Below are 24168 nucleotides of genomic sequence, written 5' to 3' on the forward strand. Positions count from 1 at the left end.
ATAAAAGATAAGGATTCGCAAAACGCGAATCCTTACTTTTTTTCATATTTTAATATCGGATTTCTTGCTGCGAGTGTTTCATCGAGCCTTTTGACGACTGTTGTATGAGGAGCTTCTTGAACGATTTCCGGTTCTTCCTCCGCTTCTTTAGCAATTTGAATCATCGCTTCGATAAAGGCATCCAATGTTTCCTTTGATTCCGTTTCAGTCGGTTCAATCATCATGCATTCTTCAACATTGAGCGGAAAATAAATTGTCGGCGGATGATACCCGAAATCGAGAAGCCTTTTTGCAATATCAAGCGCACGGACACCGAGCTTCTTTTGCCGTTTCGCAGATAAGACAAATTCGTGTTTACAAATGCGGTCATACGGCATTTCGTAATAAGGCGCTAATTTTTTCAGCATATAATTCGCATTTAATACCGCATTTTCAGAAACCGCCTTTAAACCGTCCGGACCCATGGAGCGGATATATGTGTATGCCCGCACATTGATTCCAAAATTTCCATAAAATGATTTTACTCGTCCGATCGATTGCGGCCTGTCTTCGTCGAAACGAAATCCATTTTCATCCTTGACGAGCACAGGCTTCGGCAAAAAAGGAATTAACTCTTTTTTCACACCGACAGGTCCTGAACCGGGACCCCCTCCCCCGTGGGGGCCTGTAAACGTTTTATGAAGATTTAAATGAACGACATCAAAGCCCATATCCCCTGGTCTCGCTTTGCCTAAAATTGCATTTAAATTCGCTCCGTCATAATACAATTTTCCTCCAACTGAATGAACAATCTCCGCCATCTCTACAATATGCTCTTCAAACAAACCGAGCGTATTTGGGTTTGTTAACATAAGAGCAGCTGTATTTTCTCCTACCACTCTCTTTAAGTCGTCTAAGTCGACAAGTCCGTTTTGATCAGATCGCACCGTGACAGTTTCAAAACCGGCAACGGTCGCTGAAGCAGGATTTGTTCCATGGGCTGAATCAGGTACAATCACTTGTGTTCGATGTTTTTCTCCATTTGCCTCATGGTAGGCGCGAATCATCATGAGCCCCGTCCACTCTCCGTGCGCCCCTGCAGACGGCTGCAATGTAACAGCATCCATACCTGTAATTTCTTTTAAATGTTCTGATAAATCATACATTAATTCCATTGCTCCTTGAACCGTCGCTTCATCCTGTAATGGATGAATATAAGAAAAGCCAGTTAATCTTGCCACATTTTCATTTATTTTCGGATTATATTTCATTGTACAGGAACCAAGCGGATAAAAACCGGAATCCACACCGTGGTTCCGCTTCGACAAAGCAGTATAATGGCGCATAATGTCAAGTTCTGATACTTCCGGCAGCTCGGCATCTTCTGCCCGCAAATAGTCACTAGGAATCAGCTGATCAATATTTTCCTCCGGTACGTCTAAATCAGGCAGGCTGTATCCGATCCGTCCCGGTTTTGATATTTCAAAAATTAACGGTTGATCCTTCATTGCCATCCCTCCAACTCGTTCACAAATAAATCGATTTCTTCTTTCGAACGAAGCTCTGTTACCGCTACAAGCATATGTTTTTCAAGTTCCGGATACGTTCTGCCAAGGTCGTAGCCGCCGATGATTCCCTTTTCGAGCAGCTTTTTATTGGCCAAAGAAACTGGTTTGGACAGCTTCACGACAAACTCATTAAACATTGGACCTTGAAACGGAATGGAAAAACCTTTCTTCTCAAACATCTTTTTCGCATAGTTTGCTTTTTGGATATTTTGATAAGCCATTTCTTTTACACCTGTTTTTCCAAGAGCAGTCATGGCAACAGAAGAGGCAAGAGCATTTAACGCTTGGTTGGAGCAAATGTTTGATGTAGCTTTATCCCTTCTGATATGCTGCTCCCTTGCCTGCAGAGTGAGAACAAAGCCTCGTTTCCCCTCTTCATCTACTGTTTGACCGACGAGTCGCCCAGGAATTTTTCTCATCAGCTCTTTTTTTACGGCGAAATATCCACAAGTTGGACCGCCAAAAGACATTGGAATTCCAAACGGTTGAACATCGCCTACTACGATATCCGCACCAAATGAACCAGGCGGTGAAAGCACACCTAAAGCAAGAGGATTGCTTGAAACGATCAATAAGCTTTTCTCGGAATGGGAGATCTCTTCGATTTGGTGAAGCGGTTCAAGTTGGCCGAAAAAATTTGGATGCTGTACAATGACTGATGCTACTTCGGCGTTCATCATTTCTTTTAATGCCTCTACATCGGTCACTCCGTTTCGGTAAGGGATTTCCACTACCTCAACGTTTTGTCCTTTTGCATAAGTTTTTAGCACATCTCTCGTTTCAGGATGCACCGTTTGCGAAACGAGCACCTTTTTCTTTTTTGTTTGACCTGCAGCTAATAATGCAGCTTCTGCTAAAGCTGTCCCTCCGTCGTACATCGACGAGTTGGCGACATCCATTCCTGTCAATTCACAAATCATTGTTTGAAATTCGAATATTGCTTGGAGCTCGCCTTGAGAAATTTCTGGCTGGTATGGCGTATAAGCCGTATAAAACTCTGATCGGGAAATGACATGATCGACAATTGCCGGAATATAATGGTCATACACTCCAGCTCCTAAAAAGGAAACGTTTGTTTTTACATCTTTATTTTTGGCAGCAAGTTGAGATAGCTCGCGAAACAGCTCGGTTTCCGGTTTCTGAGCCTTTATGTTGTATTTTCCTTTAAACCGTACACTTTCTGGAATGTCGGCAAACAGGTCATCGATCGATTCGACTCCGATCGCCTCCAACATCTCTTTTCGATCAGTTTCTGTCATCGGTAAATAGCGATGCTTCATCGAAAGCTTCTCCTTTCTTTATTTTCCATTTTTTGTTGGTCGTTTATAAAATGGAGTTGGTACTACTCTTGCTTTTAATCGTTTTGTCCGAACTTCCACCTCGATTTCATTCCCGATCTCCGAAAATTCTTTCTTGACGAGAGCGATCCCGATGCTTTTATTCAAAGTAGGAGAGTGCGTCCCTGATGTAACAACTCCAATTTGTTGATTTCCAGAAAACAATTTATAGCCTGAACGGGGAATGCCTTTTTCGATCATTTCCAAGCCGACCGCCAGCCTCGATACCCCTTGTTCTTTTTGTATTTGCAATACATCTTTTCCGATAAAATTCTCTTTTTTCGTAAGCTTCACTGCAAATCCGACTCCTGCTTCTATCGGAGTAATGTCTTCCGAAAGATCTTGACCGTACAACGGCAAAGCTGCTTCCAGCCGCAAAGTATCACGAGCGCCCAATCCGCATGGAACAACTTTTTCTTTATCTCCTGCTTGCAAAATCTTCTCCCATAAATAAACGGCGTCCTCACTTTGGCAATAGATTTCAAAGCCGTCTTCCCCGGTATAACCAGTTCGGGCAATGAGCGCTTTTTTACCTGCGATCTCAGCACTTTCAATAAATTCAAAAAATTTCAACTCAGATAAGTGTACGTCTGTTAAAGTTTGCAGCACCTTTTCCGCTTTCTGGCCTTGCAATGCAAGGAGAGCACAACTTTCAGAAATATTTTGCAATTCAACATCTCCGTGTTTTTGAGACATGAGCCATTGAAAATCTTTTTGAATATTCGCTGCATTGACTACTAAAAGATATTTTTCCTCGTTTAGCCGATAAACGATTAAATCGTCTACACAGCCTCCATCTTCATAACACATAATTGTGTATTGAGCCTTTCCATCCCGAAGCTTTGAAACATCATTAGTTAATACCTTTTGCAAAAACTGAAGACTATCTTTCCCTTTTACAATGATTTCTCCCATATGAGAAACATCAAATAGACCTGCATTGGTGCGGACAGCGTAATGCTCCTCTTTAATGGAAGTAAATTGCACAGGTAATTCCCATCCTCCAAAATTGATCGTCTTTGCTCGATATTGTTTATACACTTCAAAAAGAGGAGTGCGTTTTAATTCATTCATCATTTCCCCTCCTGATCTATTTTTTGCATCTAATTTCTCTCAAAATTTTTCAGCTTAAAAAGCAGAAAAAAGGACAGAAAACGGCCTAGTATCGTCTTGTCTATTCCAATCGACAAGATTTTGCTACACCGTCTCTGTCCTTGCACCTGAAAGTTTACCTTAAAAAGGCTTTCCCCTTTGGTGGTTTGCACAATATGCAAACACTCTCCAGAGCTGCGTCAAACAAGAGTCTTTTTGCCTGAGAGATTCACATATGCTTGCTCCTTCGGCGCCTCACAAAGGAGGTCTCTCCCCTTGCTCTCATCCGCACATATTTTCTTGTAAATTGTGAAAAAATAACAAATGACATATTCGACAAAAAGGAAAAAGATGAGTAGAAAACAAAAGAAAAAGACTTCAAACGTATTTTAATGGTATCATCTTTAAACGTTTTCAGCAATACCTTTCCCAAATAATTTTAAAAAATCATTGTTAATTGTTCGTGTTTATAAAAATTTATAATCAAAAAACGGAACGGTTTTTGAATTAGCGATAAAAAAAATGAACATTTCACTTTGAATATAAAAATAAAGGATGGGGTGTGGGCAATGAATATAAACATCCGCTATAAAACAACATGGGAAGAAGAATTTTTGCAAAGATTAAAGGAAGACGGTCCGTGGGCAAACTGGGAATTATACAAATTAGCTTATGAAGTTACGAATTATTTGTCCATTCCATCATTTGAAGGTTTAGTAGCTCCTTTGCATCTTGATCATGTAACCCCTCTTCCCCACCAATTGGAGGTCGCACAAACAGTAGTAGAAAAATTAAACGGAAAAGCAATATTAGCTGATGAAGTCGGTCTCGGCAAAACAATTGAAGCCGGATTAATATTAAAAGAATATATGATTCGCGGACTTGTCAAAAAAGTGCTCATCTTAGTTCCAGCTTCACTCGTCTCCCAATGGGTGAGGGAATTAAATGAAAAATTTTACATTCCTGCCGTTGAGCAAAAGAAAAGCTATGTTTGGGAGCAATGCGATGTTGTCGTATCTTCCCTTGATACAGCAAAAAGAAGCCCCCATAAAGAAATTATTCACGGATTGGATTATGACATGGTCATCATTGATGAAGCTCATAAATTAAAAAATAACAAAACAAAAAACTATGAGTTTGTTCAAAATTTAAAGAAAAAATTTTGTTTATTATTGACGGCAACGCCTATTCAAAATCGCATTGAAGAAATTTTCAACCTTGTTTCTCTTTTAAAACCTGGACATCTCGGCAATGAACAGCTCTTTCACGATATGTTTAAGAAAAAAGGACGGAATATTCGTGACGATGAGCATTTACGAGAACTTGTCAATAAAGTTATGATACGAAACCGCCGCATTGATACAGGAATTGAATGGTCAAAAAGACATGTGGAAACGATTTGGATTCAATTTTCGGAAGCTGAAAAGGCTTTATATGATGCCATCAGCCAAATTCGGTCGTCATTCTCTATTCCGACAAGCAGTTTCTCCATTTTAACGCTTCAGCGTGAAGCATGTTCGAGCAGAGAAGCAGTGTACATAACATTAAAAAAAATGCTTGATAAAAAGGATGAAGCTCCACAATTGCCTGAAAAGATCATTCGCAATCTAATGGGCTATATCGATCAAGTAACAAAAAATTCGAAAGCAGAAAAAACGGTCGAACTCATTCAAAACATTAACGATAAAGTGATTATTTTTACCGAATACCGGGCAACACAATTATATTTACAATGGTTTTTAAAACAGCACGGCATAACATCTGTTCCGTTCCGCGGCGGATTTAAACGCGGCAAAAAGGATTGGATGAAGGATTTATTTAAAAATAGAGCGCAAGTACTGATCGCGACAGAGGCAGGAGGGGAAGGGATAAATTTGCAGTTTTGCAATCATATTATTAATTATGATCTGCCTTGGAACCCGATGCGTTTGGAGCAGCGAATCGGGCGCATCCACCGTCTCGGACAAGAACGAGATGTGTTCATTTATAACATGGCGACAAAAAATACAGTAGAGGAGCATATCTTAAAGCTATTATATGAAAAAATAAATCTGTTTGAACGTGTTATTGGGGAATTGGACAGTATTTTAGCAAAACTTGACCTCCGCAATATTCATGAACATATAGAAGATATTATGATTCAGTCGAGTTCGGAAGGAGAAATGAAAATTAAAATGGAAAATTTAGCGGCTATTCTTAACTTTGGTGAACAATTACAACAGGCCGAGAATAACTGATTTCTTTTTTTCATAGCTGCTTGCAAAATTTTTAAATAGGAGGCGGAATGATGCAGCAGGCTCAAATTTCCACATTTTTAAAACGCTTTTTTCAGGCGACCAATTGTCCAATTATTGAAGAAAAAAACGGATATTTTACCGTTCAATTAACTGTTGAAATGGATAAAGAATTAATGAATCGGCCTTTTTACTGGCATTATTTAGAAAAAACCGGCGGAACTCCAAATCCGATGAAACTTACTTTCATCACGGATTCAAAGGAGGCTCCGGAAGATGTAAAAGGTGAATGGATTCATTTCGGATCGCCGAGACTGCACCAAATTTTTGCGGCAACGAAGAAAATGTCTTCTTATATTCGGTTATATGAACAGACAGCAGCTTCCAAAGCAAACGTGCCGCTGCACCCTTGGATTGGGATGAATGTAACGATTTCGTATATTTGTGACAAAAAGAAGGATCAAACTTATTCATTAGGACTGCATTTAATCAATGGAAGGATTGTTGAAAATTTTCAGGAGCAGCTAGAAAAAATTCATTTGACACCGAAAATTCCTGATTTTTGTTTTACCATTACGCCATTAATTACACCAAAAAGCGGATTAACTCGATTGAAGCATTACGTGATAAAAAAAATTGAAGAAGATGACCATCGGTGGGCGGAAGAAGCGAGAGAACGAATGAATGCCGATTTAGCATTGTTGGAGCATTTTTATGAAGATCTAGATGAAAAACCTTCTGTTTATTGGACAGAAAAGAAGGCGATTCAAGAGCTGTATGAACCGCGCATTGAAATAGAAGTCCACAATGGAGGAATTTTTTATTTATCATCGGATTCTATAATTCATTAAAATAAAATCAAGACGCAGAAAATACGCTCGAAATTGAATGATCTCATCACTTTTCAATAAAAAAGGAGCTGGTGAACGGCTCCTTTTCCTTTATTTCTTTTTCTTGATCAAAATTAAAAACGCCATCGGCAAAAATCCAAACCATCTCATTGATAATGGAAGACGATCTTTTTTCCGTTCCTCACGCCTTTGTTTCCTTGTTTCTTTTGGGGTGTCGATAAACTTTACAAACTGTTCGGTTACATATTTCACATAATCATTACCAGACATAAGCGGGCACCTCGAAATAAAATTTTTTTATATTATTTCCTAAACTCTGTTCATTTAAACAGACATTCTGGCAAATAAACGATTGGTTGAAGCTTTGATAAGGCGCTGAACGATGAAAGCTATGAATATTCATTCCAGCTCATAATCTGTTGATTGTTCAAATCATAATGAAAGTTTGCCGTATACTCCGTTCCTTTTATCGTCTTGCATGTAATGGAAATATTGACGATTCCGTTTTCTTTTTTCGTTCGTTTATACGAAATGGTTCCATTTGGGAGTTCAAGTATTTCCTGGGTATCAGAATAGTCAGCTTTTTTCAGCGAATATTGAACACCGGCAAGCATTAACGTTTCCTGCAAATAAAACTCTTTCGCATCATGCCGAAATCTTTGCTCTTGTATATATGAGGAAGCATATGCGGTAAGAATCATTATGCAAAGCAGAAATATGCCGATCGTCATCGGAAAAATATGACCATCTTCATTTTTCAATCAGGAATCACTCCTTTCACATCGCGAATGGTTCCTTCAAACCGCTTACCTTCTAAGCTTGTGATTTCAATTTTCACACCATGTGTTATTGGAATAAAATGAGCGGCTTGAACACCGCGCAGCACAATAACATGTCCTTTTCCGTCAACCTGATAGCGCAGCAAATCATTATATTGACTGAGTGTGACTACTTCTCCTTTTTGATTTTTATATTGTAAAACATTTTGCTTCACCATTATTTGTTGAGACGTTTTGATTTCACGATGAAGCTCAATTAGAAATAAATTCCACTCGCTTGGATGTAAATCTTGCTGCCTCGTATTCAATTTGAGAAAAAATGAGAGCATGGGTGCAAAGGAAGAGATGATGATGGTTGTCGCTAGAAAGGCTATCAGCATGTTTGCTGCCGTATATCCTTTATTGTTCATAAATGTAGCCGCAAACCTTTTGTTCTGCATTTTCATCCGAAAGAACACATAATTCAGCAAATTGCCCCTCCTTTCCCCACACCAGTTCGAACATCATCCCTTGCCGCTCAACTTGGCCATTTGTTTTTTTCTTTTCAAATACAAAACGTTCAAGTTCTTCTTTGAGCAGTTGATAAGCCAGCACAGATGCTGCTGCTTCTTTTTGCTGTTTCAATAAGGCTGTTGACACAGGGACCAGCGTCAGCGAAAGCAAACACCATATGGAAAATGCTATTAATATTTCTGTGATCGTATATCCGCTATAATTTTTCCACACGGAACCTTCCTCTCCCTAAATTAAAAATGATTTTGTACGTTTTTTTATCATACGAAATGAAGATTGTTCCAGCTTGATAAAAATAGCCGGAAGGAGAGTACTCGATTGGAAATTTTATGTTTCCTGATTCGACTTTTATGTTTTGATCGTATGCTCTTTCAAACAGTTCCCCTTTAAAGCCGGATCGTTCAGCTTCGTAGTAATGTTTGTCAGGATACCAAAACAAATAAATTTTTTCTTTATTAACGAATGCGTGCTGTTGTACATATAGCAAATCTTTTTCCAGTTGAACGAAAAATTGATCGATGACTTTTTCTCTGTAAATATTTACTGCTCCAATCCATATAAAAGAGCTGATCAATAAAAAGATCGAAAGAACAAGAAGCATCTCCAGAACAGTAAAACCACTTTGCCTAGTTGCTCTTAATGACGTTTCCATTTGCATCAATTTCAATCTCATCACCATTTGGACATTTTCCAGAATTATTCGGCAAGTACCCTTTAGTGATTAAATCATTAATTGTTGGTGTTTGATGAAACTCCATTTCATATGCGACGACTTGACCCTGCACCATATCAATTAAACCTTCGCACCCTTTATTTTGAATATTTTTATTATGAGCCATAACATTCGGAATCGTTATAATAAGCAAAATCGAGATCACTAACAGTACAACCAGCATTTCCACCAATGTAAATCCATGTTCATTTTTCACTATTTTCATCCTCCTATACTTGACCCATCATTTGGTACATTGGAAGCAAAATCGATAAATAAATGATCAATACGAAGACCCCGATCATCAGAAAAACGACCGGCTGAATATAACTAATGATTCTCATTATTTTTTGTTCCATCCGCTCCAATACGAACCGGCTGTACATATACAACTCTTTAGACAATTGACCGACGGCTTGTCCATGTTGAACAACAGAGGAAAGTTCCTGTTCAAAAAATGGACTTTCAGCAAATATGATCTCTAGCGATTCTCCTTTCTTTAATTTCTCGATAAACAGATTGGCCTCTTCCCTATAAAAATGGAGAAAATGTTGTTCTTGAAACAGAGTAAAGCATTCAAAAACGGACAATCCTCCCTTCAACAAATTGCTCATTTGCAAAGAAAAATAGTAGCTGTGAAATAACCGCAAACCTTTTGACACGATCGGAATTTTCATAAGCAGCTTCTGTTTTTCAAGCGGAGGCTTTTTTTTGAAAGAGACCCAATAATAGAAAAAAAGGAGCAATAAGAAACTAAACAAAATGAAAAAAAACGTTTTGATGCCTTGAATGGTAAACATGACAAATGTCAGAAAGAAGGAGGCGTTCAAATCAACTGCTTCATACATATACGAAAATTGCGGGGTAACAACTGCTTGGATGACAAATAAAATAATTAAAAGAAGAGCAATTAAAAAGAGCGGATAGCGGAGAACTTGAATAAATTTTTCCAAATGGAGGAGTTGTTTTTCCAGCATTACTGAGCTTTCTTTTAAAGCAAAATGTATATCACCATGCTTTTCAGCAAAGAAAAGATAGCTTAGTACATCTCGATGAAATCCAAGCTTCTCAAAAGCCGTGTATAGCGAATTTCCTTTCGTCAACATCTGTATACAAGTCTCAATATCTTGTCGGTATTTTTCTTTTACATGAAAACTCATAAAGCGAATAGCTTCATTTAATGCATACCCTTCTGAAAGCAGCTCACTCACTTTCTTCAAAAATTGTGCCTGCATCTTTTTGTTCCATCGATGCCTATTCATATTCAAACACCCAACGATCATATATGTCCGGATATAAATACCCAAGAGCGATTCCTTTTTTAATTACATCTTTTAACTTCATATAATCTAACTCACTCTGCTCCTCTCCTTTTGCTTCCCGAATAGCGGCGGTTAAATTTTTGCCGTAAAGAAGTTCATAGACCCCAATTCTCCTAATTTCCTTTAATTTTTTGCAATAAGGCGGGCAATTCCCTTTGCAAAACGGGCATATTAAATGAACGAGACGCTGCGCAGCAACAGCGATCAAAGTTTGCTCAATTTCGGAAAAGGTTACACCAAATTCTAATAATCGATAAATAGCTCCCTTTGCATCCCGCGTATGCATGGTGGTCAGTACTAAATGTCCGCTAAGCCCAGCCCGGACCGCAATCCTTGCTGTCTCATGATCCCGAATTTCACCGACCATAATGACATCGGGATCGTGTCTTAATATTGCTTTTAACCCATTTGCATACGTAATTCCAGCTTTTTCATTGATCTGCACTTGAAGCATTTCATCGCTTTTCGTTTCCACAGGATCTTCAAGTGTGATGATGTTTCTTTTAAAATGTTTTTTTGCATAATGGAGAAGCGAATAAAGAGTGGTCGTTTTTCCCGAACCGGTCGGACCGGTAAGGATCAGGAGACCGTGAGAATGCTTTAAAAATGAAAGCATTTTTTTGGATTCTGACGGGAACAATGAAAGTTTTTCAGGCGATTGAATCGATTGCTCTAGCAATATTCGGATGACTAGACTTTCATCGAATACTGTAGGCAATGTCGATAAACGAAGATGCACCTCTCCGTAAATCGTATGGAAGGAGTAAGCACCGTTTTGCGGACGCCTTTTTTCGCCAATATCCATTTGGGCCATAAATTTAAAATGAGAAATTAAGCGTTCACAAATAGCTTTAGGCAGATGAAATATTTCTTTGATGTCATCGTCAATTCGAAATTGAATAACTGCTTTTTTCTTTTTCGGAACAATATGGATGTCTGAGGCACTAAATGAACACGCCAGTTCAATCAGTTTTTCGCTAAGCTTTTCAATTTCAATCATTCCATATCCCCCCTTTCTTTTCTTAGGATTCATCTTAACGAATTGAAGAGAAAAATGCGAACGTAGATAATGGATTTTTCTTTTCCCTTTCCTTTTGCAAAATTTAATTGAGCATAACCGAAAAATAACAATTGTTTGCAAAGACTGTTTAGAAAACAATTTTTTGCTATAAACTCATAATTTTTGAACATTTTTTTACAACATGTTTGAAAACAAAGTGGATACAATAACAATTGGAAACGGTATATTTACAATGTATCAAGCTGTACATTATAATATAAAAAGCGACCGATTGAGGGAAAAGGAGGGAAACACAATGGATCGCATGTTCCGTGTACTCGGTTTTTGGACAGGTATTTTTGCTATTATGTTTTATTTAGGCGATATGAAGACGACGTCTTTACTTTTCTTTGGTCAAACTGGATTTTTTGTTTTACTATCTTATTTAAAATTAACTGAACGTATGTATATTTATATTTTCGGAGCATATTTGACCATTTTCTTCGTCGGGTTTACATATTGGACGACGTTTATGATGGTCCCTGGACAAGGCGGCCATTAATAAAAACAGGCAATTCCGCAATGGAATTGCCTGTTTTTTGACCTTCTTCAATTTTTACGAAAGCGAAAATCCATTTAAAAAAGGATTTGTTTCCATTTCTTCTATAATGGTTGTTTCTGAACCGTGGCCAGGCAACACAATGGTTTCTTCCGGCAGCACTAGCAGTTTTTCATGAATGCTTTTCAGCAGTTCTTCATGATTCCCTCCAAGCAAATCCGTACGGCCAATGCTTCCTTTAAATAATACGTCGCCTGAAAAAACAGCATTTGCTTCTTCTAAATAGTAGGAGATGCTTCCAGGAGAATGCCCCGGTGTTTCAAATAAAGAGAACTGGAAAGAACCAATTGTCAAGCTTCCTTCTTCCCGAATGATTTCGTCCGCTTCCTCTACCGTTACATTTTTTCCATTCATAAAATGACCAGATCCATTTAAAGAAGGATCGCCAAGCCATTTTTGTTCTTTTTCGTGGACATATACTGGAATATTCCAAACTTTTCGAACATCATCAATCGCTCCGATGTGATCAAAATGTGCATGTGTCAACAAAATGGCAAGGGGAGTCAACTGATGTTTGCGCAATACTTCAATTAGCTTTTCTCCTTCATCGCCTGGATCAAATAAAATACACTCATTTTTGTCATTTGTTAAAATATACGCATTTGTTTGCAGCAATCCGAGCGGGATTCTCATCCATTTCATGCTCTCACCTCAGGTCATTTTCTTTTCCATTTCCATCATACAAAACATTCTTTTTTGGCGCAAAAGGAATAGTTAGAAAATTTTTGGCCAAACCTAAAATGTGCAGGACATACCGTTCATAAAATTGACATAGTCATTTTATGCAAACGTACCGTTCCTACCTCGACAAATCTAGTAAAAGAGATTAAAATATGAAGGGGAAGATATTTGCCGCACTTCAACGTATAAAAGATTGGGGGCTATACAATGGGTACTGTCATTATCTTTACTTTAGTAACTTTGCTTGGTATCTATGCTATTTTCCGTTCTTTAAAACAAAAAAACATATTGGGAATTTTGTTTGCGCTTGGAACAGTCGCTGTTTTTGGATGGTTTACCTATAAAACGATTGTTCACCACGGTATACCAGTGCCACACTAAAAAAGAAAGAATGGCGGGGCCATTCTTTTTTTTATGAATAAATAAACATTCAGTTGTCACACACCCGTCTTTTAACCTCCGCTTCATATTGCCAAAAAAGATGCTTTCACTCCTGTTTATTTTACAATCTCCTGAATCTTTTCCTTACTTAAGTCCATGATTTTTTCCAATCTCGGCCCATACAAAGCATAATGACCGGATGGCGAAATGAGGATAGGATCGTTTGTCACGTTTTTGAAGATGGTTTCTTTTTTCTTAGTGATAAGGTTAAATCTCTGCAGTTCAAAGGAACCGTCCTGGGATTTGGCAACGGGCACAAATGTATAAAACTGCTGATTTTGAGCATTGAAGTCATAGTAGGGAAAAATCCATTGAGAGTAATCGGAAGCCAAAGGGACACGAAATGTAGACAACACTTTTTTTGATGAAGAATTTATAAAAACATATTGACCGAATCCTTTTTCCTGTTGATTTTCCTGCAAATACATGACAATCGATGAAAAATTTCCATTTCCGATGACATGATCAGCGATTTTTTTTTCGTGATGTTTCATTAAGTTTGCTTCATAAAGCGGAGCGCTTAACTCAGGCTCATCGTTATTCCATTTTACATATGTAATGCGATCTTCATCTGTCCATTGAAAAAAAGGTATTTGATAGGGACTATCCACAACTTTTTTCTCTTTCAAATCAAGCAAATAAGTCTTATATGACCAATCTTCAGCAAATGCTGTAACCATCAGCTCGTTTTCATTATAGGGATTCCATGTGTATTGAAGTTCAAACGCATTGATTTCCCAATGAAATAATTCCTCTCCTTCGGTGTTTACAAATGTCAGGATGGCTTGATTGGTTTCATGGCTTGAATGAATGAGAAAAATTGTTCGGCGATCATTGGGCACTGTTTGAATAATCGGATGCTTTGTCTGAAAAAATAGTTCATCTTTTCCGCTTTGAAGATCGTGACAAATAACTTCCGAACGGTCTTCAAGATTTTTAATGTAAAGCACAGCCGTTTCATGAAACCATCCAGTAATATTTTGAAAGGTATTTTCCTCTGCTTCAATCGGTTGAATGTTCTCTAAAAGATTCTGTTCTGCTTTAAAGTTATCAAACTCGGTTTCCATTTTTTTCTCTTTTGTCACTTGTTTCTTTTCATCCGTTAGCTGATGAAATTCACAAGACGACAAAAAGAGAATCGGAAAGCACATGACGAAAAAAAAGGCTGCCCTCATCACCCTCATCCTTCTCATCCAATTTTCACTTATAATTTACGAATTTTTCAAAAAAATGTTTCAAAAAATTTATTTGCACAGCAAATAAAGCGACGCCCAAAATATTCCCTTTGCTTTCCGATAAATTTCATCAAATTGGTCAAGCGGCAAAGGGTTCCTTCCTCTGCCTAATTCAACGGTAAATCCCGGCTTTCTGTATTCTTTAATAAACCAATCGCGAAAGCCGGCATGACTATCAATCATTCGGATTCCTTTATATCCGCTTAACAACTCATACTCTTTTACGATTTCTTCCGACTCCTCTGGTTCATAGTTTAAATACCCCCAATATATTTCTTCTCCTTGTGTGTGGAAGGCTACGATGAGATCAAATTGAGACTGCTTGACTAGTTCACTCATAGCAATTGCTTCCGGCTCTGAGAGAGGATAATCACCTGGATAATCACGAGGAGCCGGGGATTTTGGGCTTTTTCTTTCTTTTTCAATTTCCCAAAAGGCAGGAAATTGATTGTTCAGATCGACACCGCGAATATTTGCTTTCCAATCGGAAAAATCTTCACAGTTATTATTTAACTTGACGGCCTGTTCTTTCACTTGAGGATCAAACGATTCGGCTGCTAAAACAAGATTCACTCCATCCGGATTTACCATCGGGACAAACGATAAAGTTATCTGCTCATAAAGCTGTCTCACAGAAATTCCATTAATCGATTCGTTTAAAATAAGCTTCCGAACATACTCATTGAGCCATTTCATCATAATGGCTGTCGTAATCCACTCATTTGCATGAAACGAACCGTTCATATGAACTTTTTTCGTTCCGGAACCGATAAGAAGTTCAACTAAAGGATTCCCTAGAACACTGCGACCGATAATCCTCTCTTTAATAAACGGGTAATTTTTTTTTAACACCGCAATATCGCTTGTCAAAGCCAAAAAATGATAGGGCCGTTTTGGATCAATTACAGGCCATGAAATTGGGACAGCATTGTATGTATTTTTAGTCAAGCTTGGTGAAGGATGAAACGGATTATTTTGTACGAAACCCCATCCGGGGATGACGATTTTTTCCCCTTTAAAGATTTTTTCGTTTTCGAAGAAGGGATTTGAATCCAACAACAATCGTTTTGAAAGTTGATATTTTTTTCCCAAGTACTCCAAATCCGCTGTTTCATTCATACAGATTTCCATAAAAAACCCCTCTCCCCTTTTTATTCAGTACATAACATATTATATGAACGACATCATGTTTCATTAATAAAACGTATAAAAAAGCTCTGACCTAATGGCCAGAGCCTTTTACTGTTTTTTTGCATCTTGCTGCTCGGTTGTATTCGGAGATGATTCATCCTCTTTGTCAAAAAACCGCAGCAGGTCACCATAAATAATTTCATCCGAATAATCAAGCTCATTTTTCGCTTTTTCCATATATGGTTCACATGCATTTTTTTCCTCAACAGCTTCACCTGTTGATTTGTCATAGCATATTCCTCTTGTATATACATATTGATCCGTAATAAAGCTGCCGTCCCTTAACACAGCAAACGGAATACGGTCTTTTGAAAAAATATCTGTACCAAATTCGATATCGTTTTTCGTATCAATGCCTAGCAGGTTTAAAATAGTTGGCTTCAAGTCAATTTGCCCGGCGACTTGATGGAACACTTTCGGATTTTTATCGGTAACCCCTGGAATATGGATAATTAACGGAACTTTTTGCAGTTGAATCGTATCAAGCGGCGTAATTTCCTCTTTTCCTAAAAATTGTGCCATCGCTTTGTTATGGTTTTCGGAAATACCGTAATGGTCGCCGTACAATATAATAATTGAATTTTCATATAGTCCAGCTTTTTTTAGATCTTCGATGAACACTTTCAAGGCTTCATCTGTATAACGAACCGTCGTAAAATAGCGATTCACGACTCCATCTTCAGAATCAAATTCATCAATCAATTTATCTTCTTCACCCAACTCAAACGGAAAATGGTTCGTTAATGTAATATATTTCGTATAAAAAGGCTGAGGAACATTTTTCAATAATTGTACCGACTGCTTAAAGAAGTCAATATCCTTCAATCCCCATCCTACCGAATTTTCTTCCGTCACATTATAATCTCTGACATCAAAGAAACGGTCGTATCCGAGAGAATTATACATCACATCGCGATTCCAGAATGTGCGGTTATTTGCATGAAATACAGCTGTGTAATAACCGTAATCCTTTAAAATTTCCGGAGTTGCATTGTACTCATTGTTCGCATTTGTAAAGAAGACTGAGCCTCTTCCCAACGGATACAAAGAATTTTCCAATAAAAATTCTGAATCTGACGTTTTGCCTTGTCCTGTTTGATGGTAAAAATTATCAAAATAGTAGCTTTGTTTAATAAAATCATTTAAAAACGGAGTAATTTCTTGTCCGTTCAATTTCTGATTGATAACAAAGTTTTGGAACGACTCCATAGAGACGATAATGACATTTCTACCTTTTGCAATTCCATTCATTTCTTTACTAGGTTCTTTTTTGTTCGCATTTAAATAATTTTGAATTTCGACCAAGTTATTGCTGTCAGCTAACGCACGTTGTGCAGACGTTTTGGACTGCAGCAAAGAATCGTAAATATGAAAATTGTATACACCGATATTTTTGACGAGCATCTCCCTGTCAAACGTTCTTGTTAAAAGCTGCGGACGCTCTGTTTCAGCCAATCCAAGATTAAAGAAAAACACAGCTGCAACCATTAAATAATATGCTGTTTTTTCTTTGCGCATTAATTTTTCCTGTTTGCGGAAAACAGGTCTCCGTGAAAGCCAAATTAAAATGGCTATATCAACAAACATTAATATATCGACAGGTTGAATCAGCTCGGTTATGCTGCTTCCCAAATCTCCCATATTGCTAGCTTGGAAGAGCACGGGAATAGTCAAAAAGTCGTTATAAAACCGATAAAAAACAACATTAGCTAATAAGAGAAAGGTCATCACAATGCTGGCACCGATCACCCAGCGATTCCGGTTTTTGTCTTTCATAAATAATCCAATACCAAAAACAAACAGCAAAAAGCTCAGCGGATTGATGAATAAAATAATCTCTTGCTTGAAATTTTCTATTTTTATATCAAAGCTAGTTTTGTAGACAATGTACGTTTTAATCCACATAAAAAATGTCGCTAATAACAAAAAAGAAATTTTTGAAAATGTGCTTTTACGCATTTTTTTACCTCCTCAAACGGTGGACCTGCGCATTTCTACACTTAAGTGTTTTTTTCCATTTTTTAGGCATCTTAGTGAATAACTAAAGATTATCTTAATACTTCTTCCAAAAAAAATCAATGTTTTTTTACAATATATTTACAATAAGATGCTAGCTTTTTATATATTATTTTATCTCAGTACCTATTATGTTTAGACGGACAAAAATTAAAAAAGTTTCATATAAACAGAATTTGTTATAATCCAAATTTGGCTGCCAAAAAAATAGCGCCTTTTTTAAAAGCGCTATCAGGTTTTCTTTGCTGGACCTCGACAAGGTACATGTCGAGTTTGGGATTGTGGCTTTAGCGCACACATACTGAAAGTAGCCGGCATCCGCCAGCTACTTTCAGATGAAAATCGAACAAATATAAAAGCAAGTGGAGAGAAACACATTGTTTTTCTCCACTTACTTCATTTTAGGGACTTATCGGACAATTCCTTTTTAGTCTTTCTCAATTTTCAAGTATGTACGTTTTAACCAGCCATGCGCCGCCAATTACACCTGCATCATTGCCAAGCGTTGCAAGAGCAATATCTGCTGCGGAAGCTTCATGAAAAACGAACTGTTGAAAAACATTTTTAACTCTTTTTATTAAAAATTCCCCAGCCTTTGATACTCCACCGCCAATGATAATTTTGGAAGGATTTAAAGCAGTAGCCAAGTTGGCAAGAGCAAGACCAAGATGCATCGTCATGTCGTCGACAACCTGCAATGCCATCTCATCGCCGTTTTTCGCAGCATCAAACACATCTTTTGCAGTGATCGATCCTTTTCTTTCCAATTCTCGATTCAGCGTTGATCTCCCATTAAACTCTTCCATTTTGGCTATAGCCATTCGAACTATTCCAGTTGCAGAGGCGACCGTTTCCAGGCAGCCCGTTTTTCCGCAGTTGCACGGAAAACCTCCATGCAAAACGGAAGTTATATGGCCGATTTCTCCGCCTGCGCTATTTTTCCCATGGATTATTTCTCCATTTGCAATGATTCCTCCGCCGACTCCCGTTCCGAGTGTGACGCATATTAAATCCCTTTCTCCATTCCCCGCTCCTTTCCACATTTCACCAAGAGCTGCAAGGTTGGCATCATTATCAACGATTACTTGCAAACCAGTTTCTTTTTCAAGATTTTTCTTAAGCGGATAATTATTTTCCCATCCAATATTGACAGTTCTAGAAATGATTCCCTCTGTTAAATCGACAGGGCCAGGCGCCCCCATGCCGATTCCAATCAGCTTTTGCTTCGATTCACCAAGTTCTTTCAACTTTTCGTATATAGATTGAGAAATATCACTAACAATATTTTTTCCTGATTTATCGGTAGGGATTTCCCATTTTTCAATAATCTCTCCATTTATATTGATAAATGCAATTTTTATCGTAGTTCCCCCTAAGTCCACACCAACTAGCCAATTATCGATCATATTTTTCATCCTTTACTCTTTTTCTCTTATCTTTTTCTATCATTATTTCTCGTCTTAACAATAGCATGGCCATTTCAAATTCTTTTGCGTCAATCAGCTGCGACTCAAACAGCTGCTTCACCTCCTCCTCCATTAATTCAAGATCAGCCACACGATCCCCGATGTATATGATAGTACCGAAACGTTTTAAAAGCTGTTGTATGTCGTAAATCGTTTTCAAAAACATCACCTTCTAAATAAAAATGCGGATAAGCTGCACATATTGCTAAAGTTCTTTTTTTGAAAACTTCCGAACAAGTCATCGAGCTATAGATTGTCAAGCTGTTGTTTTAGCTGCTGATATTCCGCTTTTCCCGGATCAAGCTTCAATGCCTTATCAATCGCTTCTTGTGCTTTCACAACATCATTCTGTTCTGCATATATTAGGCTAAGTACATAATAAGCTTGATGAAATGTCGGATCTTTTTCCAATACATTGTTTAAATATTCAATTGAGCTTGCCACATTGTTCAAACGATATTCCGTATAAGCAAGTAAATAGATGATTTCAACTTTTGCATCATCAAGCTCCTTCGCTTCCGAAAGCACTTCGGAAGCCTTTTGGAACTCCTTGTTCTCAATTAGTGCCTGCGCCCTTGCTAAAGCCATTTCCGAATTGCGCTTAGGGGCTATTTCATATCCATAATACCCAAGACCGAAAACGAAGATGATCGATAAAATAAGCCCCACTGCTCTCGTGAAAAATTTGGACATCCTTGGAATCTGCAGAACAAAAGCTGCCAGAAATCCGCCAATTAAACCGCCTATATGACCAGCGTTGTCCACATTCGGAATCGCCCAGCCAAGCATTAAGTTAATTAAAACTACAATCAAGATGTTGGGTCCTATTGTACGGAAAAACAATTTAGGGTTTAACACACCTAAAAACAAGAGCGCACCGAACAAGCCGAATATCGCACCTGATGCACCTGCGGACAAAAAGGGGCTGAAAGCAAAGCTTGCAAGCGAACCAGTAAATCCGGCAAACAAGTATATAAGCAAAAATCGAATCGAACCATACATTTTTTCAACAGTCATTCCAATATAATAAAGGGCTAAAGAGTTCATAATCAAATGCAAAAAACCGATATGCAATAAAATTGGTGAAAAAAATCTCCACCATTCGCCATCGTAAATGGCAGGATTGTATTTCGCTCCAAATTTTATAAGAGTATCAGAATTTGTGCTTCCCCCGTACCATTCAAGAAGAAAAAACATCACAATTTGTGCTGTTAAAAAAACATATGTAAAGAAAGGCCTGCCATTTTCAAAAAAGGAGCGTTCCAGCCTTTCCTGCCTTTTTATATAAGAAAATATTTCTTCTTTTATTCGTTCAACTGATTCAAAATTTGATTCTTCTGCTGCATAATCAAGTTTTTTCAACGAAGCCGAAAGAGCATCTTCCAAATCACCTGTTTTTTCCATTATATGCTCTTGATCCAGCAGCATTGTTTTGACGACTGTTTTCCCATGCGCAAAAGGTTCTTTAATCCGAAATTCCCAATCATCAACAGGAGGAAATGTGGTCACATAAATGTTAAGAATATTTAAGTCCCTTCTCATAGATTGTTTTCGGATCGTTTCAAAAATATGCGCCGTATGTTCAATGTCTTGAGAGATCCAATTTCCCCAGTCAATATCTTTTCTGACAAATCGTACAAGCTGAAAATATTTGTTGCGAAACGGCTCAAGCCAAACCTCCGAATGATCGCCGGATATATTGATTAGCCTGTAATTATGCTCCACCACAAGACTTCGCAAAATTTTCCAAAAAATAAAATCTAGCTGAGTCCCCATTTAAAATCTCTCCGCATGTTTTTCCTTTATTATACCAATGTGGAAGGGCAGTTTGAAGAAAAAAGCTGAATCAAAAACGATTCAGCTTTCCATTTCCACCTATTTAAAAGCACCTTGGAGAAATTTCCTGCCAATTAGCGGTATCTGCATTGTCAGTTGAATAAATTTCTCACGCATCCATTTGCTTTTTAGGCATACGTTCATAATTTTGTATCGATTTGAATATATGAAGAAAATGCCGAATACTAGAAGAATTCTTTTTAATCGCTTCATAATTTAATCCCTCCATTAATTAAAATAAACTTTTTGCTCAATTTTTATCCAAAATAAAATACGCAATTACTGTTGAAATGAAAATTGATAAAAAATTAACTGCGTCATTATTCATCCAGACAAAACCTTTCGTCTTTACCGTATATTCCCCGCAATGTATTCTTTTTTCCGTTTCAGCATGGCAGACGAGACATTTATTTTTTCGTTGAAAAAAGCATCCGAACAGCGTGTCAATCAAAGCTCCAATAAATCCAAATAATATAATGAAAGGTAAAATTTGAGCATCATTTTTTATAAAAAAAGAACTCCCCAGCGCAACAAACGAAGAACCGAGGATGGAAGCAAAAGTTCCGAGAACGGTAACAGCACCTGATGTTCCTTTTTCGACAAATTTTGGAGGAAATAAAAGAATCGGTTTTATTCGGCTTAAGCTGCCAATTTCGGAAGCCCATGTGTCCGCGTTGGCGCAAGCGAATGAAATGGTTAAAAGAATGAACCAAAAATTGCGGTCATCATGATCCACTATATTGAAAATGCTGATCAATACTGGAATCCCGCCATTTGCCAGCACTTGAACATAGTCGCGTCTTTCCCCTTTTTCAAGAATTGATGCCATTTGCGCTTTTCGTTCCTTCTTCCATTTACTGATCATGCTTGATGACGCAAAAAATAATCCAAGGGGGACCAGCCCTGGAAAACCAAAACTAAAATAGATGCTAGCGCCGACAAATACGGAGCTTATTGCTCCAGAAATCGACAAAGCTTTTGACTTATAGGAAATATAAGCGATAGTCGCAATAAAAATAATGAACAATAAAGGAATGATCATTTCCTGCACTCCACCAATTCTTTTTCAGTAATGATGATATCAACCGGAATATCATGGAATTCAATCGGCACTTCCTCAACTATTTGAAAGGAAAAAGCAAGCGCAATAGTTACATTTGCGTATTTATGTAAATAACGATCAAAATAACCCCCGCCATATCCGATCCTGTGCCCACGCCGGTCGAAGCAGATGCCAGGGACGATGAGCAAGTCAATTTCTTTTGGCGTTATGAGTGTTGTTTGCTCAAAGATCGGCTCCTGTAAATCTAAATAAACATTCTCTAATTGATCAAACGATTTTATTTCCCTGAACTCCATTTCTTTTATATTTGGGTCGCATTTAGGCACAGCTGTTTTTTTCTTTTCCTGCCAGCAGCGAAAAAATAAACTTTTTGTATCGACCTCGAAGCCTTTGGATACTGTAAGGCCAATGGTATTCGCCTCCTGCCAATAGTCTGTTTCAAAAAGAGTTTCAGCAATTTTGTTTGACCAGTCCGCATGCAATTCATGCCTCATGTTTTTTAACATCCGTTTCACTTCATTTCTGATTTCAAATTTTTTTTCCAACTTAAAAATTCCTCCCATTTACCTTTTTTATAATAAAAAAACAGCAGGAAATATCTTCCCACTGCTTTTACTTCGTTTCACGATGCAAAGCATGACTTTTGCATCTTGGACAATATTTTTTCAATTCGATGCGTTCTGTGTTTGTACGTTTATTTTTTGTAGAGATATAATTTCTATCGCCGCATTCTGTGCAAGCAAGAGTAATATTTACGCGCATATCTTTCCCTCCAAACTATTTCATGTTCAAATTCAGACTTTTATATAATATCATTTTTGCATTGTAAAATCTACATTATGTTTATTTTTGAACACAAAGTTTCAAGTCGTTTCAAATTACATTTTTTTTAAGTTAACATGAAATTTCGTTAAAAGCCGTTTTGTTCTATTAAAATATATGATATAACAATAAAGGGACAACTAATGGAAGGTGAGATGCATGGAAGTTGTGATTATTATTCTTTTCCTTGTCAGCATTGCTTTATTAGGAATTGCTTATACTCAGCGTGACGATATAAAAGAGTTGGAACAAGAAGTTGAGCATTTATCCGTTTCTGCGATGCAAGAAATATACAAAATGAAAAAGAAAATGAGGGTATTGGAAGAAGAATTGCTGCAAGGAACAAACACAAAACCTGTTTCGCAAGACACACAGTCCGTTATACACTTTGATTATTACACGAAAAACAAAATTCTATCAAAATATCAGCAAGGCATGTCAATTGCTGAAATTGCAAAATCGGAAAATGCCACAACCGATGAAGTAAAGCTAATAATCGAACAAAATAAGAGGGAACTATCATGAATAAACGAATTTTACAAGCATTCTCAGCAGGGATGATCGTTTCCACCTCAATTTTGACCCTCACTTTTTATTTAGGGAACTATGATCAAAAGGTTGTGGCTGAAAAAGAGTTGACGGACAAATCAGTTAACGAGTATTTAGCTCAAAATAATAAAATTGCTGTATCCAATAAAGAATATGAAGAATTTCTTTCTTACAAAGATACAAAAGTAAAAAATCTGAATAAAACACCTCAACAAAATGAACAGCAGCAGAAGCAGCAAAATCAAAATGCACAAAACCAAAATGCACAAAACCAAAATGCACAAAATCAAAACCAAGAACAAAAGAACAATAACCAACAAACTGAGGTAAAACCTGTAAAAGTAAATATTAAAGAAGGCATGACGACAAGCGACGTATCAAAAATACTTGAACAATCGGGCATTATTGATTCCGCCTCCAAATTTAATCAATACTTAATTAAACACGATTATCATAAGCGTGTACAAATTGGAACTTTTGAAGTAAAAAAAGGGATGAGCTACTACGAGATCGCAGAAGCCCTTACAAGATAAAAGGGGCTGCGATCCGTTTTTTTATAAATAAGGTTTGAAACCAGCCGTTTGTAAAAAAAGGAAGTTTTTCAAAACTCAAAATGGTGAAGTTCAGAACCACAAAAAAATTGCCCTTATCATTTTTCTCCCATTCCCGACCGTGTTGATTATTGTCATTCCAAGATCATTGTCCCAGCCTCAATTTTGTGCTTTTCTCGGCTTTTAAATTGTCTTTTTTCAATCAATAGTACTTATAAAAGCCCACCAAAATTCCATGCCTTTTCTTTCACAAAATTGCCCTATGCTCTGCCCGAAATTTTTCCATAACACTTGTCTCTTATATTTCAGAC

General features: G+C 37.5%; 27 protein-coding genes and 1 riboswitch. Of the genes, 6 read left to right on the forward strand and 21 right to left on the reverse strand.

Annotation, left to right across the window (positions count from 1 at the left end; genetic code table 11):
- Positions 1 to 32: 32 nt before the first annotated feature.
- Genes gcvPB through gcvT form a run of 3 tightly spaced genes read right to left on the reverse strand, consistent with a single transcriptional unit; the run spans position 33 to position 3961 of the window.
- Complete coding sequence (gene gcvPB, locus NSS70_RS14015; RefSeq protein ID WP_340881813.1) at positions 33 to 1493, reverse strand: aminomethyl-transferring glycine dehydrogenase subunit GcvPB; 1461 nt, start codon at positions 1491 to 1493, stop codon at positions 33 to 35.
- Positions 1484 to 2827, reverse strand: coding sequence for an aminomethyl-transferring glycine dehydrogenase subunit GcvPA (gene gcvPA, locus NSS70_RS14020; protein ID WP_340857190.1), 1344 nt, complete (start codon positions 2825 to 2827; stop codon positions 1484 to 1486). Before gcvPA ends, gcvPB begins: the two co-directional genes overlap by 10 nt.
- Positions 2828 to 2845: 18 nt before the next feature.
- Entirely contained in the window at positions 2846 to 3961 is a 1116-nt protein-coding gene (gcvT, locus tag NSS70_RS14025) for a glycine cleavage system aminomethyltransferase GcvT (protein ID WP_082829399.1), read from the reverse strand.
- A 213-nt stretch (positions 3962 to 4174) separates the two neighbouring features.
- A riboswitch (glycine riboswitch) is annotated at positions 4175 to 4262 on the reverse strand.
- A 283-nt stretch (positions 4263 to 4545) separates the two neighbouring features.
- Between gcvT and NSS70_RS14030 the strand changes: the two genes are divergently transcribed.
- Positions 4546 to 6213: a DEAD/DEAH box helicase gene (locus NSS70_RS14030; RefSeq protein WP_063388102.1), complete on the forward strand. Its 1668-nt coding sequence runs from the start codon at positions 4546 to 4548 to the stop codon at positions 6211 to 6213.
- 50 nt (positions 6214 to 6263) lie between these two features.
- The gene (locus tag NSS70_RS14035; RefSeq protein ID WP_063388101.1) at positions 6264 to 7061 is read left to right on the forward strand and encodes a YqhG family protein; all 798 of its coding nucleotides are present in this window, start codon (positions 6264 to 6266) and stop codon (positions 7059 to 7061) included.
- Between the two features lie 90 nt (positions 7062 to 7151).
- Here NSS70_RS14035 and NSS70_RS14040 read toward each other — a convergent pair whose 3' ends face one another.
- The 8 genes from NSS70_RS14040 to comGA all read right to left on the reverse strand — a co-directional run bounded on the left by NSS70_RS14040 (position 7152) and on the right by comGA (position 11387).
- The gene (locus tag NSS70_RS14040) at positions 7152 to 7331 is read right to left on the reverse strand and encodes a YqzE family protein (RefSeq protein WP_130156369.1); all 180 of its coding nucleotides are present in this window, start codon (positions 7329 to 7331) and stop codon (positions 7152 to 7154) included.
- Between the two features lie 119 nt (positions 7332 to 7450).
- Positions 7451 to 7822 (reverse strand): competence type IV pilus minor pilin ComGG, encoded by a 372-nt coding sequence (gene comGG, locus NSS70_RS14045; protein ID WP_327874156.1) that lies wholly within the window; start codon positions 7820 to 7822, stop codon positions 7451 to 7453.
- Positions 7819 to 8310, reverse strand: a complete 492-nt coding sequence (gene comGF, locus NSS70_RS14050; RefSeq protein ID WP_133309105.1) for a competence type IV pilus minor pilin ComGF — start codon at positions 8308 to 8310, stop codon at positions 7819 to 7821. Before comGF ends, comGG begins: the two co-directional genes overlap by 4 nt.
- Positions 8240 to 8566, reverse strand: a complete 327-nt coding sequence (locus NSS70_RS14055; RefSeq protein ID WP_063388097.1) for a hypothetical protein — start codon at positions 8564 to 8566, stop codon at positions 8240 to 8242. The genes comGF and NSS70_RS14055 overlap by 71 nt, the downstream gene beginning before the upstream one ends.
- The gene (gene comGD, locus NSS70_RS14060; protein WP_158640149.1) at positions 8550 to 9011 is read right to left on the reverse strand and encodes a competence type IV pilus minor pilin ComGD; all 462 of its coding nucleotides are present in this window, start codon (positions 9009 to 9011) and stop codon (positions 8550 to 8552) included. The genes NSS70_RS14055 and comGD overlap by 17 nt, the downstream gene beginning before the upstream one ends.
- A complete protein-coding gene (gene comGC, locus NSS70_RS14065; protein ID WP_063388095.1) occupies positions 8980 to 9291 on the reverse strand; it encodes a competence type IV pilus major pilin ComGC in 312 nt (103 codons plus the stop codon). Before comGC ends, comGD begins: the two co-directional genes overlap by 32 nt.
- A 4-nt stretch (positions 9292 to 9295) precedes the next feature.
- A complete protein-coding gene (comGB, locus tag NSS70_RS14070) occupies positions 9296 to 10327 on the reverse strand; it encodes a competence type IV pilus assembly protein ComGB (RefSeq protein ID WP_340881816.1) in 1032 nt (343 codons plus the stop codon).
- Positions 10320 to 11387 carry a competence type IV pilus ATPase ComGA gene (gene comGA / locus NSS70_RS14075; protein ID WP_066247583.1) on the reverse strand — a complete coding sequence of 356 codons (1068 nt, stop codon included), beginning with the start codon at positions 11385 to 11387 and terminating at the stop codon, positions 10320 to 10322. Before comGA ends, comGB begins: the two co-directional genes overlap by 8 nt.
- A gap of 316 nt (positions 11388 to 11703) precedes the next feature.
- Here comGA and NSS70_RS14080 point away from each other — a divergent pair, with 316 nt between their 5' ends.
- Complete coding sequence (locus tag NSS70_RS14080; RefSeq protein WP_063388092.1) at positions 11704 to 11949, forward strand: DUF2626 domain-containing protein; 246 nt, start codon at positions 11704 to 11706, stop codon at positions 11947 to 11949.
- A 54-nt stretch (positions 11950 to 12003) separates the two neighbouring features.
- Here NSS70_RS14080 and NSS70_RS14085 read toward each other — a convergent pair whose 3' ends face one another.
- The gene (locus NSS70_RS14085) at positions 12004 to 12648 is read right to left on the reverse strand and encodes an MBL fold metallo-hydrolase (RefSeq protein WP_063388091.1); all 645 of its coding nucleotides are present in this window, start codon (positions 12646 to 12648) and stop codon (positions 12004 to 12006) included.
- Positions 12649 to 12894: 246 nt separating this feature from the next.
- On the opposite strand from NSS70_RS14085, the gene NSS70_RS14090 reads away from it, so the two are divergent.
- The gene (locus NSS70_RS14090; RefSeq protein WP_065095533.1) at positions 12895 to 13068 is read left to right on the forward strand and encodes a DUF2759 domain-containing protein; all 174 of its coding nucleotides are present in this window, start codon (positions 12895 to 12897) and stop codon (positions 13066 to 13068) included.
- Between the two features lie 116 nt (positions 13069 to 13184).
- Here the strand turns inward: NSS70_RS14090 and NSS70_RS14095 are convergent, their stop codons facing one another.
- The 9 genes from NSS70_RS14095 to rpmG form a co-directional block, all read right to left on the reverse strand.
- Complete coding sequence (locus tag NSS70_RS14095) at positions 13185 to 14303, reverse strand: YqgU-like beta propeller domain-containing protein (RefSeq protein ID WP_339210106.1); 1119 nt, start codon at positions 14301 to 14303, stop codon at positions 13185 to 13187.
- Between the two features lie 69 nt (positions 14304 to 14372).
- Positions 14373 to 15494, reverse strand: a complete 1122-nt coding sequence (locus NSS70_RS14100) for a M14 family metallopeptidase (RefSeq protein WP_339193049.1) — start codon at positions 15492 to 15494, stop codon at positions 14373 to 14375.
- A 108-nt stretch (positions 15495 to 15602) separates the two neighbouring features.
- Positions 15603 to 17513 carry an LTA synthase family protein gene (locus tag NSS70_RS14105; RefSeq protein ID WP_339193051.1) on the reverse strand — a complete coding sequence of 637 codons (1911 nt, stop codon included), beginning with the start codon at positions 17511 to 17513 and terminating at the stop codon, positions 15603 to 15605.
- Between the two features lie 494 nt (positions 17514 to 18007).
- Positions 18008 to 18976 (reverse strand): ROK family glucokinase, encoded by a 969-nt coding sequence (locus NSS70_RS14110; protein WP_066247573.1) that lies wholly within the window; start codon positions 18974 to 18976, stop codon positions 18008 to 18010.
- Positions 18966 to 19196: a YqgQ family protein gene (locus tag NSS70_RS14115; RefSeq protein WP_066247571.1), complete on the reverse strand. Its 231-nt coding sequence runs from the start codon at positions 19194 to 19196 to the stop codon at positions 18966 to 18968. Before NSS70_RS14115 ends, NSS70_RS14110 begins: the two co-directional genes overlap by 11 nt.
- Before the next feature lie 86 nt (positions 19197 to 19282).
- Positions 19283 to 20812, reverse strand: a complete 1530-nt coding sequence (locus NSS70_RS14120) for a rhomboid family protein (protein ID WP_063388085.1) — start codon at positions 20810 to 20812, stop codon at positions 19283 to 19285.
- A 310-nt stretch (positions 20813 to 21122) separates the two neighbouring features.
- Positions 21123 to 21914, reverse strand: coding sequence for a DUF92 domain-containing protein (locus NSS70_RS14125; RefSeq protein WP_066247569.1), 792 nt, complete (start codon positions 21912 to 21914; stop codon positions 21123 to 21125).
- Positions 21911 to 22480, reverse strand: a complete 570-nt coding sequence (locus NSS70_RS14130; protein ID WP_339193058.1) for a 5-formyltetrahydrofolate cyclo-ligase — start codon at positions 22478 to 22480, stop codon at positions 21911 to 21913. The genes NSS70_RS14125 and NSS70_RS14130 overlap by 4 nt, the downstream gene beginning before the upstream one ends.
- Positions 22481 to 22547: 67 nt before the next feature.
- Complete coding sequence (rpmG, locus tag NSS70_RS14135) at positions 22548 to 22697, reverse strand: 50S ribosomal protein L33 (RefSeq protein ID WP_063388082.1); 150 nt, start codon at positions 22695 to 22697, stop codon at positions 22548 to 22550.
- A 219-nt stretch (positions 22698 to 22916) separates the two neighbouring features.
- Here rpmG and NSS70_RS14140 point away from each other — a divergent pair, with 219 nt between their 5' ends.
- Together NSS70_RS14140 and NSS70_RS14145 are read left to right on the forward strand one after the other, a co-directional pair.
- The gene (locus NSS70_RS14140) at positions 22917 to 23282 is read left to right on the forward strand and encodes a DUF6115 domain-containing protein (protein WP_339193061.1); all 366 of its coding nucleotides are present in this window, start codon (positions 22917 to 22919) and stop codon (positions 23280 to 23282) included.
- The gene (locus NSS70_RS14145; protein WP_339193063.1) at positions 23279 to 23839 is read left to right on the forward strand and encodes an endolytic transglycosylase MltG; all 561 of its coding nucleotides are present in this window, start codon (positions 23279 to 23281) and stop codon (positions 23837 to 23839) included. The genes NSS70_RS14140 and NSS70_RS14145 overlap by 4 nt, the downstream gene beginning before the upstream one ends.
- The last annotated feature ends 329 nt before the right edge of the window (positions 23840 to 24168 follow it).

The sequence above is a fragment of the Aeribacillus sp. FSL K6-2848 genome, from assembly GCF_038004325.1.
In the GTDB taxonomy this organism is placed as follows: domain Bacteria; phylum Bacillota; class Bacilli; order Bacillales; family Aeribacillaceae; genus Aeribacillus; species Aeribacillus composti.

Excerpts from the sequence above, each read along its gene's own strand:
- NSS70_RS14120 (WP_063388085.1), bottom strand. The coding sequence starts at position 20,812 with ATGGGGACTCAGCTAGATTTTATTTTTTGGAAAATTTTGCGAAGTCTT.
- NSS70_RS14125 (WP_066247569.1), bottom strand. The coding sequence starts at position 21,914 with ATGATCATTCCTTTATTGTTCATTATTTTTATTGCGACTATCGCTTAT.
- gcvPA (WP_340857190.1), bottom strand. The coding sequence starts at position 2,827 with ATGAAGCATCGCTATTTACCGATGACAGAAACTGATCGAAAAGAGATG.
- NSS70_RS14095 (WP_339210106.1), bottom strand. The coding sequence starts at position 14,303 with ATGAGGGCAGCCTTTTTTTTCGTCATGTGCTTTCCGATTCTCTTTTTG.
- NSS70_RS14105 (WP_339193051.1), bottom strand. The coding sequence starts at position 17,513 with ATGCGTAAAAGCACATTTTCAAAAATTTCTTTTTTGTTATTAGCGACA.
- NSS70_RS14140 (WP_339193061.1), top strand. The coding sequence starts at position 22,917 with ATGGAAGTTGTGATTATTATTCTTTTCCTTGTCAGCATTGCTTTATTA.
- NSS70_RS14035 (WP_063388101.1), top strand. The coding sequence starts at position 6,264 with ATGCAGCAGGCTCAAATTTCCACATTTTTAAAACGCTTTTTTCAGGCG.
- comGC (WP_063388095.1), bottom strand. The coding sequence starts at position 9,291 with ATGAAAATAGTGAAAAATGAACATGGATTTACATTGGTGGAAATGCTG.
- NSS70_RS14145 (WP_339193063.1), top strand. The coding sequence starts at position 23,279 with ATGAATAAACGAATTTTACAAGCATTCTCAGCAGGGATGATCGTTTCC.
- comGA (WP_066247583.1), bottom strand. The coding sequence starts at position 11,387 with ATGATTGAAATTGAAAAGCTTAGCGAAAAACTGATTGAACTGGCGTGT.
- NSS70_RS14090 (WP_065095533.1), top strand. The coding sequence starts at position 12,895 with ATGGGTACTGTCATTATCTTTACTTTAGTAACTTTGCTTGGTATCTAT.
- rpmG (WP_063388082.1), bottom strand. The coding sequence starts at position 22,697 with ATGCGCGTAAATATTACTCTTGCTTGCACAGAATGCGGCGATAGAAAT.
- comGD (WP_158640149.1), bottom strand. The coding sequence starts at position 9,011 with ATGCAAATGGAAACGTCATTAAGAGCAACTAGGCAAAGTGGTTTTACT.
- NSS70_RS14085 (WP_063388091.1), bottom strand. The coding sequence starts at position 12,648 with ATGAAATGGATGAGAATCCCGCTCGGATTGCTGCAAACAAATGCGTAT.
- gcvPB (WP_340881813.1), bottom strand. The coding sequence starts at position 1,493 with ATGGCAATGAAGGATCAACCGTTAATTTTTGAAATATCAAAACCGGGA.
- NSS70_RS14100 (WP_339193049.1), bottom strand. The coding sequence starts at position 15,494 with ATGGAAATCTGTATGAATGAAACAGCGGATTTGGAGTACTTGGGAAAA.
- NSS70_RS14040 (WP_130156369.1), bottom strand. The coding sequence starts at position 7,331 with ATGTCTGGTAATGATTATGTGAAATATGTAACCGAACAGTTTGTAAAG.
- NSS70_RS14110 (WP_066247573.1), bottom strand. The coding sequence starts at position 18,976 with ATGATCGATAATTGGCTAGTTGGTGTGGACTTAGGGGGAACTACGATA.
- NSS70_RS14030 (WP_063388102.1), top strand. The coding sequence starts at position 4,546 with ATGAATATAAACATCCGCTATAAAACAACATGGGAAGAAGAATTTTTG.
- NSS70_RS14080 (WP_063388092.1), top strand. The coding sequence starts at position 11,704 with ATGGATCGCATGTTCCGTGTACTCGGTTTTTGGACAGGTATTTTTGCT.
- gcvT (WP_082829399.1), bottom strand. The coding sequence starts at position 3,961 with ATGATGAATGAATTAAAACGCACTCCTCTTTTTGAAGTGTATAAACAA.
- comGB (WP_340881816.1), bottom strand. The coding sequence starts at position 10,327 with ATGAATAGGCATCGATGGAACAAAAAGATGCAGGCACAATTTTTGAAG.